11 protein-coding genes are annotated in these 12244 nt (G+C 70.0%); 3 read left to right on the top strand and 8 right to left on the bottom strand.

The features are described from left to right. The 6 genes from E1285_RS38085 to E1285_RS38060 form a co-directional block, all read right to left on the bottom strand. A partial coding sequence (locus tag E1285_RS38085) for a MoxR family ATPase (RefSeq protein ID WP_132159460.1) occupies positions 1 to 631 on the bottom strand: 631 nt, incomplete at its 3' end. Then, positions 632 to 2302 carry a trypsin-like peptidase domain-containing protein gene (locus E1285_RS38080; RefSeq protein WP_132159459.1) on the bottom strand — a complete coding sequence of 557 codons (1671 nt, stop codon included), beginning with the start codon at positions 2300 to 2302 and terminating at the stop codon, positions 632 to 634. 7 nt (positions 2303 to 2309) lie between these two features. Next, on the bottom strand, positions 2310 to 2657 hold the full coding sequence (locus E1285_RS38075; protein ID WP_132159458.1) for a CU044_2847 family protein: 348 nt from the start codon (positions 2655 to 2657) through the stop codon (positions 2310 to 2312). Positions 2658 to 2858: 201 nt separating this feature from the next. Continuing rightward, positions 2859 to 4337, bottom strand: a complete 1479-nt coding sequence (locus tag E1285_RS38070) for a hypothetical protein (protein WP_132159457.1) — start codon at positions 4335 to 4337, stop codon at positions 2859 to 2861. 282 nt (positions 4338 to 4619) lie between these two features. Further along, the gene (locus tag E1285_RS38065) at positions 4620 to 5357 is read right to left on the bottom strand and encodes a VOC family protein (RefSeq protein ID WP_132159456.1); all 738 of its coding nucleotides are present in this window, start codon (positions 5355 to 5357) and stop codon (positions 4620 to 4622) included. 119 nt (positions 5358 to 5476) lie between these two features. After that, positions 5477 to 7057: a hypothetical protein gene (locus E1285_RS38060; protein WP_132159455.1), complete on the bottom strand. Its 1581-nt coding sequence runs from the start codon at positions 7055 to 7057 to the stop codon at positions 5477 to 5479. 431 nt (positions 7058 to 7488) lie between these two features. Between E1285_RS38060 and E1285_RS38055 the strand changes: the two genes are divergently transcribed. Further along, positions 7489 to 8868 carry an HNH endonuclease signature motif containing protein gene (locus E1285_RS38055; protein WP_132159454.1) on the top strand — a complete coding sequence of 460 codons (1380 nt, stop codon included), beginning with the start codon at positions 7489 to 7491 and terminating at the stop codon, positions 8866 to 8868. 418 nt (positions 8869 to 9286) lie between these two features. After that, entirely contained in the window at positions 9287 to 10333 is a 1047-nt protein-coding gene (locus E1285_RS38050; protein WP_132159453.1) for a membrane dipeptidase, read from the top strand. Positions 10334 to 10676: 343 nt separating this feature from the next. On the opposite strand, the gene E1285_RS38045 is transcribed toward E1285_RS38050, so the two are convergent. Further along, entirely contained in the window at positions 10677 to 10856 is a 180-nt protein-coding gene (locus E1285_RS38045; protein WP_243723336.1) for a DUF397 domain-containing protein, read from the bottom strand. Continuing rightward, positions 10844 to 11626: a helix-turn-helix transcriptional regulator gene (locus E1285_RS38040; protein WP_165966927.1), complete on the bottom strand. Its 783-nt coding sequence runs from the start codon at positions 11624 to 11626 to the stop codon at positions 10844 to 10846. The genes E1285_RS38045 and E1285_RS38040 overlap by 13 nt, the downstream gene beginning before the upstream one ends. Before the next feature lie 132 nt (positions 11627 to 11758). Between E1285_RS38040 and E1285_RS38035 the strand changes: the two genes are divergently transcribed. Continuing rightward, positions 11759 to 12214 carry an ATP-binding protein gene (locus E1285_RS38035; protein ID WP_165966926.1) on the top strand — a complete coding sequence of 152 codons (456 nt, stop codon included), beginning with the start codon at positions 11759 to 11761 and terminating at the stop codon, positions 12212 to 12214. Positions 12215 to 12244: the final 30 nt, after the last annotated feature.

Raw genomic sequence — 12244 nt, 5'->3', positions numbered from 1 at the left:
GTGGTGGGTGGGGGCTGGAGGACGGTCCGTCGGCGGTCATGACCTCGGCGGACGGGGCGGCGCGGCGGCTCAGTTCCGGGACCTCGTACTCGCCTTTCTCGAAGATGGTGAGGAGGTCGTTGGGGAGGTCGATGTCGCTCTTGTCGATCTCGTCCACCAGCAGGACGCGGGGGCGCCGATAGGGAAGCAGCGCGGTTCCCAGCGGGCCGAGCCGGATGTATCGGCCGATGTCCTCGTCGCTGGGCGCGTCCTCCCGTCCGGCCGCGTAAAGGCGGGTCAGCGGGTCGTACTGGTAGAGACCGTCGCGCAGGGTGGTCCGGCTGGTGATGGGCCAGTGCAGCACGGGCCCGAGACCCAGCTCATGGGCCACCGCATAGGCCAGCGTCGATTTTCCAGTGCCGGGCGGGCCCGTCACCAGCAGCGGACGACGCAGGTACAGGGCGGCGTTGACCTGCTGCACGGCGTCGTCGGACGGCCGGTAGGTCGTCGCGTGGTGCGTGTTGCCTGAGCCGCCCTCCGGGGACGGCAGCACGGGCCCACCGTCGAACGCCCGCCAGGGCGGCGGTGGAGGCAGCCGGTCGATGCCGTCGTGCGTGCGGCGGTTCCCGGTGTAGAGCAGCCAGTCGGGCACCTATACCTCCATGGCGAGCGGCGGGTCGGGCAGCCGGGACGGATCGTCCCACAGCAGCGTCAGGTCACGTCCGCAGTGCGGCTTGTCCTTGGGGGCGAGCAGCGCCTCCTTGCGGAGGGCGAGCGCCACCCGGGGAAGGTCGCCGGGGTGCCTGTCGCCCACGGCGGTGGTCAGCTCGTCGAGGACGCGGTGCCCGCGGCAGTCGCCGTGCGAGGGGGCGTCGCAGGGCGTCCGTGTCCAGAGCATGACGGGGATGCCGTTGTTGAGCGCGGCCGTCAGCCAGCTCTTCACCGGACGGGACCCGTACACGAGCACGCAGAAGTCGACGTTGGCCTCCAGCCAGTCCTGGAAGTCGCTGCCCTTGCGCGGCGCGTCGCACGCGATCGGGCGCGGGTCGCTGCGCCCGCGCTCGTTCAGCAGCCGCCAGCGGTGGTGGGCCTGGTCGCGCCGGATCGAGTCGGGCCGCAGCCGCTCCACGTCCCGCACGACCACCGGATACTTGCGCATCTGGATCTTGTTGCGGGGGTCGAGGTACCACTGCTCGAACGGCTTGCCCAGCCAGCTCTCCGGCACCGCGAACTCGATCATCCAGTCGCGTCCGAACAGCGCGGGCACGAGCCCCGCCACGCCCGCCTCGACCGCCGCCCGGACCCGCCGCTCACCGACGCGCTCGGTCTTGCAGGACGGCCCCTCCGCCCCGTCGATCCACGTGTGCACGGTGACGTCGAAGGCGTTGTCGAACGTCACCCGCTCCAACCGCACGATCACCGACGCGGGCCCGGCGTGCGGCGCGGCCGGGGCGGCTCCCGGCAGGTGCCGCGCGAACCAGGCCGCGAGCCGCTGCCGCCGCTGCTCGGGCAGGTGCCGCCCGAGCGCCGCGAGGTACCGGACGAGCCGCTCCTCCGGCCAGCCCTCCGCGACGTACCGGACCGAACCCCAGGCGGAGCCGAACCCGCCGAGCGCCGGGCGCCCGGCGACGCGTTCGAGGTCGGCGCCGAGCGGATCGGTGAAACGGACACCGTCGAGGGTCTCCCGCAGCTCCCGCCGCGCCTCCGCCGTCAGCCACCGCAGCGGCAGCAGGTCGTCCAGCTCTTCCCAGTACATCCGGATGTGGGAGACGGGGAGCATCCAGCCGAGGTCCGCGCGCTCGTCGTACCGGAGTTCGGCATTCGTCACCATGCCGATGACCTCGCCCGTTGTCGCGTCGTACACGGCCGACCCGCTGTAGCCCTCCTCCAGCCATTCGCCGGGCGCGGTCTTCAGCTCCCACCACTCGCGCCGCATCCCCCGGTGCGGCGACGTCGTCACGGTCGCGTGCCGCTCGTTCTGGTCGGGACGCCGGGGAAAGCCGCACACGCTGAACGTCCGGCCTCCGAGAGCGCGCTCCCGCAGACCTTCCGGATCGGCCAGCCGAGCAGCCTCATAGGGGACGGGCGCATGCAGTTCGAGCACCGCGACATCGCCGGTGTCACCCGCCCGCCGCCAGTCACCGCGCGCGACGACCGTGGCGGGCAGGTCCTCCAGCAGCCCGGGGAATCCGACGCGCGCCTCGTCCAGCCCATGGACGGTGTGCGCGCAGGTCAGCAGCCGGGTCTCGGTCACGAGGAACGCGGCGCCGACCTTGCCGCCGGCCGGGTGTCCGACCCAGGCGCGCCACTGCCAGTCGTCCACGGTGCGGCTACGCCCCCTCCGGCTCCTCCGGCGGCCCGCCGAGCGGCCGGCCCCAGGTCAGCTTGACTTTGAGGTGCCCCTCGACGGAGGTCTTGGCGATGACGGCGCCTGCGGCCGCGTTGAGCTTGACGCCGAACTCCAGCTCGACGGCGTCGGGATCGAGGTCTCCTCCGCGCAGCGACGCGAGCGCCGACTCCGCCGCGTCCCGGACGTTCTGGAACGCGTCCTCGAACCTGCCCGCCGCGTCGTGGATCATCTCGCCCGCGCGGGACACCGACTGGAATCCCGGTTCCCGGTCGTCGGTCTCCACGACGACGGTCCCGTGCTCGGTCTGCCAGCGCACCAGTTCGTTCACGACGCCCCCTTCGACGAGAATCTATCAAGATCATGCGATCGGGGATGCTTTGCTGGAAAACACCGGGGCTGGAAAACACCGGGCTGGAAACACCGGGCTGGAAACACCGGTCTGGAAACACCGGGGCCACAAGAGGACACGGGCCGTCTTGAAGAAGGTCGCCGCCGTTCGCCTGGGCGCGTTCTGATGTGAGCGCGTACGTCAGGTTCCGGCCGGCTCGACCTTCTGTTCCCTCTCCTCCCGCTTCTTGACCGGCTTTCCCCGTGACGGGCCGGCCGGGACGCGGCGTCCCCACGCCATCGCCGCCGCGAAACACGCGAACGGCATCGCGGGCAGCACGTAGCGGTAGTCGAAGTCCACCGTGATCGGCGGAATGGCCAGCAGCGTCACCGCGGACGTCCAGAACAGCGCGGTCCGCGCGCGCGCACGCCGCCACACGATCCCCGCCGCGCCCACGACCAGCACGACCCCGAGCACCGTTCCCGGTACGCGCACCCGCTCCTGGTAGCCGCGCATCCAGCCGGCGTAGGGCTCGACGATGTGAAGGCGTCCCGCGTCGCGCGAATACTCGTACACGACCGACTGCCGGTCTCCGGCGCCGAGCACGGGCAGATCGGGATTCCTTTCCGTGGGCTTCGTCGGGAAGTGGTACCTGGCCTCCGTGCCGATCGTCGGATACTGGCTCCGGTTCCACGAGAACGTCCGGACGAAGAAGTCGTACGCCACGACCTTCACGTACTCGCCGGGCTGGTTCCGGAGCGCCCACAGGGCGAACCGCTGCGCGTCCTCGTTGGTCCTCTCGTCGAACGCCTCACCGTTGGTCCATCCGAGCGGCGAGTCCTCATGCCAGATCTGGTGGGACGAGGCGAGCCGTTCGCCCTTCTCGCCCCGCGGGCAGAGCCGCGCCAGGTCCGGGGGCGGGGTGAACTTCTCGCAGTCCGCGAACGCCGCCGTGCGGCCCCACAGGAAGACGCCGTCCGTCCCGGTCATCCCGAACCGGCCGTGCTCCTGCTGGAACCAGACCACATATCCGCCGACCGGCAGGAAGAACGCCGCCGCGAGCGCCACATGCGCGGGCCATCTCGTCCGCCGGACCAGCAGATACAGGACCACCAGCAGGAACAGCGGCGCCCCGACCGTCCGCGTGACGACCGCGAGGCCCAGCAGCGCCCCCACCAGCGCCGCCCGCCGCCACCCGGTCGCGCCGGGCTTCGCCAGCATCAGCATCGCCCCGAACACCAGGACGGTGAACAGGGTGTCCGACAGGAGCAGATGCTCCAGCGTGATCTGGTAGGAGTCCAGCAGCAGCGGTGTGACGGCCAGCGCCGCCCATGTCCGCCGCACGTCGAAGTCGCGGACGAGCATCCGGTACCCGACGATCGCCATCCCGACGATCGCCGCATGATGCAGCAGCATCACCAGCGCCAGGCTGTGGAACGGCTTCAGCGCCGACAGGAACACCCCGTAGCCGGAGGGGCGCAGCGGATGCGGGAACGGGTCGTTCGCTATCGCCAGGTAGTCATAGCTGTCGTTGAACCAGAACGCCCCCCGGAACCCCAGCATCACGATGACCCGCAGCACGACGGCCGCGAGCACCACCACCGAGAACAGCCAGTTCGCCCTGACCACGGCAAGCAACGCCCCGCCCTTCGGGAGGCGGCCGGCCGGCGGGGAGAGCAAAACGGAAACCTAACTGTGGACCTGTGAGGGAACGAGATCCCGGCGGCGAATCGACCGCGTCACGCCGGGAGCGGGGACCTGGGTGCGTCACTCGGACCGCCCACCCATCGGCCGAGATCTTACCAGCGCCCCCTCCGGCACCTCAGCCGTCCGCGACCTCGCCTGCGGCGCGAGCCGGATGCGGCCCCGCTCCACCGGCCGGTTGCTCGGCAAGCCGCCTGGCCCGCCGTCACGGGTGGCCCGGCAGGTCCGGCAGGTCCGGCAGGTCCGGCAGGTCCGGCGTCAGCCCCGGCCGAGGACGCAGAACTCGTTGCCCTCCTGGTCGGCCAGGACCGTCCACGGCACGTCCCCCTGGCCGAGGTCGACGTCGGTGGCGCCGAGAGTCCGCAGCCGCGCCACCTCGGCCTCCTTGTCCTCGACGGGGTAAGGGAACAAGTCGAGATGCACGCGGTTCCACCATGTCCTCACACCCTCGGTGCGGAGGAACTCCAGATACGGCCCGACGTTCTCGGCCGAACGCAGCACCGCGTGATCGTCGGTCACCTCGTGCAGGGTCCAGTCGATCGCCTCGTCCCAGAACCGGACCATGGCCCGCGGGTCCGCGCAGTCGACGATCACCGCGGCGATCGGCCCGGTGTCCCGGTAGATCTCCCGGGGCTCCAGCACGCAGAACACGTTGCCCTCCGGATCGGCCAGGACCGTCCACGGGACATCGCCCTGGCCCACATCCGCGGGCGTGGCGCCGAGATCCTTCAGGCGCGCGACCAGTTCCGCCTGATGGCTCGCGGAGGTGGTGGCGAGATCGAGGTGGATGCCGTACTCCACCGTTTCGGGGTCCGGGGTGGCGACGACGTCGATGCAGATGGCGGTGGGGTCCGGCCAGTCGAAGCCCACGGGTTGGACGTTGGTCACACCGGGCCCCTCGCTGGAGATATCCCAGCCGAGCACCTCGGCCCAGAACCGGCCGAGCGCCGAGTCGTCCCGAGCCTTGTAGTTCACCTGAACAAGTCGCAGCGCCATGCCACCGATCCTAGGCGCGGCGGGCAAGAGGTCATGGACACAAGCGACACCCCTGCCGCCCGCCGGACCAGCTGGCCCTGCTGGCCCTGCTGGCGCGAACCCAGCCATCGAGACTTGGTTCAGTACAGTGCGTCGAGGACGCGCCCGTCCGCGGTGCCGATGAGGACACGGCCGCCTTCCGGCACCGCGAGCGACGTCCCGGAGGTGGGCATGCCGTGGACGGTGAGCGACCGCCTCCAGCGCAGCCTGCCGTCCGCGGCGCCCAAGGCGACGACCTCGCCCGAGTCCAGCGCCACCAGGACGGTGTCCCCGGCGGCGTCCATCGCCGTGACGACGGCCTCGCATCCGAAGACCCATTCGGGCTCGCCGCCCGCCCACCGCCGCCGCACCACGAACGCCTCGACCCGCCGGTGCGGACCGGAGGGGACGACAGCGACGGCATGGACCAGCGCGCCCGGCAACCGGACGCCGGGCCCACCGAAGAGCCGCGTACCGCGTCCGGCGTCCCAGTCCAAGGGGAACAGCGGCTGGACCGCCCCGGAAGGCTCCAGGGCCGAGATCCGCACGCCGTGCGGTGTGGGCTGGAGGAACAGCAGCTCCGGGCTCCGGCGGACGACGAAGGTGGTGTTGGGGAACTCGTACCGGCCCAGGTCCAGGGGCGCCGACTCCTGCTGATCGGGGGACACCAGGGTGGTGGCGGGCTCGGCGGGGGCGTGCCGGGTGTCCAGCAGCATCACCCAGCCGTCCTGCCTCCCGGTCACCGCGACAGGGGTCTGCGAACCGGCGGGACGCAGGACCTCGCCGTCCTGGAGCGACAGGAGTTCGGCGCCGTTCGGCCGGTACCGCACCCGGGGCCCGTCCCAGCCGGGCGCCCACTGGATCTCCGCCCAGGCCGCACGCTGGTCCGGCGCGACCACGATCCGCCTGCCACCACCACCGGGCACCGGCGCCACCCACTCCCGCAGACCGGACGGCAGCCACGACTCCAGCCGCACCCCGTCCAGCGCGGCCAGAACCCGGCCGTCGCGCAGCGGCTCCACCGCCCGGACCTGGCGGCGCGGCGTGAAGGTCGCGTTCCGGCGCGCGGCGCTCAGCGCTTCCAGAGTGCGCAGTGCTGCCTCCGGAGCGCCTCCGGGCACTGACGGCACGCGGTCTCCGGCCAGTTCGGCCGCGCTGATCGCCTTCGCGGGCATGGCCGTCCAGTCGTCACGGGCGATGGACGCAGCGAAACCCCAGGTGTCGCCCTTCCCGCTCTCATCGTCGGCCGCGGCCAGGACGAGGTCGAGGCGGCGTTCGTTCCGCCACCGCGCGGACCGGACCTCACGCCGCGAGGCGAAGGCGGAGACGGTCTCGCCCGAGAGCAGGTCGAGCAGGAGCAGTTCGCCTTCGTAGAAGAAGCCGCCGTCGTAGCTCCCGGTGCCGACGGCCGCCAGCGGCAGCACCGGATGGAACGCGATCGTGTTGACCGGCCACCGCGACGGCAGCAGGTACCGGCAGCGCAGGCCGTCCAGGCCATAGACCCCGATGCGGTGGGCGCCCCGCCCGCTGGTGAGGGTGCCGGGCTGCCACCCGGGCGGGCCGACCGCGCCACCGGCGACGACGACGCTCCGCGGCTCGCTGACGGCCGCCACCGACGGAAACCCGATCTCGGCGAAGGGACGGTCACCGAGCACACGATCGACGATCAGCGAATCCACCACGGTCGCCCTCCGGGCTCGGCGAGTCAGACCATCCTCGCAGCCATTTCAAAGCCCCGCCCCAGCGGTTCGCCTGGCGGCTCGCCCCCTGCCCGTGTTCCCGGAGCCGCTGTCAGGCTCCTTCGGTCCGGGGCTCCGCTCCTGGGCCTCTGCTCCTGGGCTTCTGCTCCTGGGCCTCGCGTGTGCGCCGGTCGCCTGATCGGTGCGGCCGCTCTCCTCCGGCACCTACACGATCAGCGACGGTCAGCAACTCGTCCCCTATGCATCTGTACGGCGAACTTGGGCCGCCTTTCTCGTTTTGGTGATTTCGTCTGGGGCCCGGAGTTTCCCGTCCACGGGCGAGTGCTTCGTGCTGGCTCGGACTATCTGGAGGGACTTAGTATTCTCACTAAAAATCGTATCTACCGAACGTGATCTTTCGATAACATTGAGTCATGTGTTCGACTGGGGCGATCGAAGTGGCGTCGATGTCCACCAATGAGCTGGTGGACGCGGCGGCGGCGATCGCGGCCGAGCTCGCCCAACGCGATGCGCCCGACTCTGCGGCAGTGTGCATGCGGGCCGCCGAAACGCTGGCCCGGGCCACCGACCTGCGCGAAAGCGCCCTGGCGGGATTGGTCGGCCGGGTGGACGCCTCCGGGGAGGTGCGCCGCTGGGGATACCCGTCCGCCCGCAGTTGGCTGCGCTCGCGCCTCGGCATGCGTGAGGCCCGCGCCAAGGAACGCATCAACCTGGCCCGCGAGCGCGACCGCCTCCCCGACGTCACCAGACGGCTCGCCCAGGGAGAACTGTCCTACGGCTACGCAGCCACCATCGCCTCCGCCGTCACCCGTCTGAACGACGACGACTGCACCGCCGCAGAGAAGATCCTCCTCGACCTGACCGAACAAGGCTTCTCCGCCGGCAAAGTCGCCGCATTCGGCAACCGCATCACCGACCTGATCGCCGAACGCGATGGCACCGACCAAGCACCCGACGACGCCAAGCGCGGCTACGAGCGGTCCTGGATCGACTCCACCCGCTCCCTGGACGGCGGCCGCTACATCAGGGGCTGGCTGAACGCAGAAGACGCCGCCATCTGGGACGGCACCCTCGCGCCCCTGGCCAAACCCGCAGGCACCGACGACCACCGCGACCTGCCCGAACGGACGGCAGCCGCCCTCACCAGCGTCCTATCGGGCGGACACAAAGCCACCAAGGTCACCATCATCTGCGACCTGGACACGCTCACGGGCGGCGCCGCTCCCGCCCGCCTGACCGACGGCACGCCCATCCCCGCAGCCCAGGCCCGCCGCATCGCCCTGAACGCCGGAGTCTCCCCACTCATCCTGGGACGCGGCCACGTCCCCCTCTACCTTGGCCGCACCGTCCGCTTCGCCAGCCCCGCCCAACGCCGGGTCCTGGAGGCGCTCAACCCGACCTGCGCAGTCCAAGGCTGCGAGGTCCCCGGCCCAATCTGCGAGGTCGATCACGTCAACGGCTGGGTCCTCGGCAACACTCCCACCGACATCGACAACCTCACCCTGACCTGTGCTTTCCACAATCGGTTCAAGGCCGCCAGGCCCACCCAGATCTACATCAGCCGGGACAGCAACGGCCGATACATCTACCGACTCCCGCCTCCCGGAGGCACCCGCTTCCCTCACCGGCCACCACCACCCGCGTCCCCATTCGGCGTCCCTGACTCCTGGGAAACACCCGCCGCGTGGTGCGCGTCCGCGTCCCGTCCCCACGCACGGCGGCCACCACATCGGCATCGCTCCCCAGGAACCGGTGCCCTGACCCGAGGAAGCCGCCAAACCGCAGGCCCCTGACAAGAGCCGCGGGACGCCGTCGCTGCGCAGGCGCAGCCGGTATCAGCGGCGGCTGTCCAAAACCCGCGGTCGTGAGCAGGAACCGTCGATCCATCTGCAGGCGCACCAGCTCCCTGCCGCACCGACGGCTGCGGCAAGGGAGCTTCGCCCAGCAGGTACGCAGCAAACACCCGAGCTGACCGTCCGCTAGGGCAGTCGGCCGGTGGTGTGTGTGGCCGTGAGGCTGCTGAGCGCGCCTGGCCGGATGAGCGCGCCTGGCCGGATGAGCGCGCCTGGCCGGATGAGCGCGCCTGGCCGGACGATGGGTCCGCCGCCACATGACCAGGGTCGTCGATCCAGATCCGTTGCTTTCGAGGCCATCGCCCCGGCACGTAGCATTTACCGCGCCCGGCTTCTCTTACCGCGCCCGGCTTCTCTGATGTCTCGGAAGGGCTACATGGACCTGCACTCGCGTGCCGTCGTGGCCGACACCCACAACGACCTGCTCATGGCCGTCGCCGCACGGCCGCCGGAGCGCTGGGCCGCGTTCTTCGGCGAGCAGTGGCTGCCCCAACTCCGCGACGGCGGCGTGAACTTGCAGGTGCTGCCAGTCTTCATCGACGACCAGTACCGTCCCGAAGGCGCGCTGCGGCAGACCCTGCGCATGATCGAATGCGCGCACGTGATCGCCGAGGCGCATCCCGGGGCGGTCCGGCTCTGCCGGGACGGGGCGGAGATCGGCGCGGCGCTGGACGCGGGTCTGATCGCGCTGGTGCTCGCCCTGGAGAGCGCCCCCGGCCTGGACGCGAGCGTGGAGCTGATCCCGACCATGCACAGGCTCGGGGTGCGGGTGGCATCGATCGCGCACTGGGGACGGACGGCCCTGGCCGACGGCAGCGGCGAGGACGCCACCGGGAGCAGGCTGACCGAGGCGGGCGTGGCGGCGGTCCGGGAGATGGAGCGCCTGGGCATGATCTTCGACGTGTCGCATCTGGGCGCCTCGGGCGTGGCGCACGTTCTGGACCTGGCGACCAGGCCGGTGATGGCGACGCACTCCTCGGCCCGCGCGCTGCGCGACCACCACCGCAACCTGACCGACGAGCAGCTGCGCGGCGTCGCCGGCACCGGCGGTGTGGTCTGCGTGAACTTCTTCGCAGGGTTCCTCGCCGACGACCCGGTCGACTACACGATGGACCGGCTCGTCGATCACATCGAGCATGTGGCGAACGTGGCCGGCGTCGACCACGTCGGCCTCGGCCCCGACTTCATGAAGGAAGTGCACGAGGACCTCACGCCGAAGTGCTGCGAGGACGTCTTCGGCTTCGACCTGACTGTGAGCGTCCCCGACCTCGCCGGGCCCCGCGGGCTGCCGATGGTCACCCAGGGCCTTCTGAAGCGCTTCAGCGAGGACGAGACCGAAAAGATCGTCGGCGGCAACGTGCTACGGCTCTTCCGTGCGGAACTCGGCCGGGCCACGACACCGTAGACCATCGTCGGCGTCGCCCTATCGTCTTCCACGCCCTACCGTCTTCCACGGCCCACACTCCCGAGACCGCACGTCACGCTGAACGAGTCGTCCGGTGAACACCGCATCGGCCCCGGCATACGCCTCTTGGCCGGTCATGGCCGCGCAACTGTACGCGCAGGCCCGCCCTGGTGTCGCCACGCCCACGAGAACGACGAGCGCCGACACCATCAACGCTCACCTTCCGTTTGTGAAGACACGGACTTTGGACGGAGCCCCCTGCGAGGGTATTCCGGACGTGGTCTCTCCGGCAGTTGCAGAGCTCCGGCCAGGCGGGGCCGGAGCTCTGCGGGGATTCGGAAGGCTACTGCTGCTTGAGGTTGGCCAGGAGGGCACGGAAGGCGGCCGGGTCGATGTGGAGTTTCGGCCCGCCGGGATCCTTGGAGTCCCGGACGCCCACACCCTCGGCCAGGGCAGCAAGCTCCACACACTCGCCGCCCTGGTCGTTGCTACGCCGGGACTTGCGCCAAGTCACATCGTCCACTGTTTCATCGCCTTCCGTATGAAGTCGCGGGAGTCGCTGACGCTTAGACATCGCGCCTGCATCTCTGCGAACGCGCTGACGCAGTGCAAGATATCGCCCGTTTCCTGGGATGTAACGCCCCCTGTCGACATCTCCTGATAGAGCAGTTCCTCGCCGGTCGGCTGGGTGGCGATGCTGAAGGTGCCCGAGACGCCTCGGTAGTACGCCGTCGGAGCGATCTGAAGCGTCACATGATCCCACTCGGACACCTCAAGCAGACGCTCGCACTGGCGATACATGACTTCCGGAGTGCCGACCTGTCGTGTCAGAACCACTTCTGCCAGGACCACCACGATTCTCGGTGGTGCTTCGCGCTCCAGGATCTGCTGTCGTTTGAGACGCCCTTCGAGCGCCACCTGTGTGGGCAGCAGGACCCGAGCGTAGTCCTCCGTTTGCAGTAGTCCGATTACGAACGTCTCTGCGTACATTCGCAGCAGCTCTGCGGACGACTCGGCCACCGAGTAGTCGGTGAAGAACTTCGGGTGGGCGGAGGACTTGAGGATGTCGTCCCATAGGTCTGTGAGCGTGGTTCCGGTGCTGAGGGCCTCGTCCAGGCGTATGGCGAAGTCTCTCCTGCAGCGGGTGGTTCCGTTCTCCACCTGAGCGATGTAGCTGCGGCTCACGGCGGCGCGTTCAGCCAGTTCGAGCCGCGATAGGCCGGCCTCATGGCGAAGCCGGGCCACTTCCTCGCCGAAGGCGATCGTCTGACGGGTCGGCTTGCGTGCAGCCAATGCGCACACCTCCTGAAACCGGCTCGCACCCTTTGGCACCGGCATGCGTGTGTTGTCATTCTTTCGTGGTCACATTACGCCTTGGAGTGGATTCTGTGCGGGGAGTCACGAGAATTCGGAGGTGATCGTTTCATGGAAGGGCCCGCGCAGATCGTCGTCCCGGTTCAGGGTGAGTCGATCAAGGTGGTCCGGGACTGGGTGGAGGACGTCCTGGAGAAGTGGGGGCAGGACGCCTATGTCGCGAAGGTCGTGGTGTCGGAGCTGGTCACGAACGTCCTGCGGCACACGGGGAGCGCAACGGCGACCGTGCGGGTCGTCCAGGCGGACAGGGGCACGGTCGTGGAGGTCTTCGACTCCTGCGACGTCCTCCCGGTCGCGGAGCCGGCGGATCCGCTGAGCGAGGGCGGGCGCGGGCTGGCGATGATGGGCGCGCTGGTCAAGGAGTGGGGCGCCCAGCCACTCGGCGGTGGCGGAAAGGCCGTGTGGGCACTGTGCGCCACGAGGCGCTCTGATGTATCCCCGGTGCAGCCGGGAGAGATTCGAAGGGAGATCTCTGGGTCGAATGGCTTACCTGGATCTGAAAAGTGAAGGGGACCGTAGCATGCCAGGAAATCAGTG

The sequence above is a fragment of the Actinomadura sp. 7K507 genome, assembly GCF_004348425.1.
GTDB lineage: Bacteria > Actinomycetota > Actinomycetes > Streptosporangiales > Streptosporangiaceae > Spirillospora.
The sequence above is the reverse complement of the archived record's forward strand: the minus strand, read 5'-3'. Positions and strand labels throughout refer to the sequence as shown.

Coding starts and splice junctions, on each gene's coding strand:
- E1285_RS38065 (WP_132159456.1), bottom strand. CDS start 5,357: ATGGCGCTGCGACTTGTTCAGGTGAACTACAAGGCTCGGGACGACTCG.
- E1285_RS38055 (WP_132159454.1), top strand. CDS start 7,489: ATGTGTTCGACTGGGGCGATCGAAGTGGCGTCGATGTCCACCAATGAG.
- E1285_RS38050 (WP_132159453.1), top strand. CDS start 9,287: ATGTCTCGGAAGGGCTACATGGACCTGCACTCGCGTGCCGTCGTGGCC.
- E1285_RS38035 (WP_165966926.1), top strand. CDS start 11,759: ATGGAAGGGCCCGCGCAGATCGTCGTCCCGGTTCAGGGTGAGTCGATC.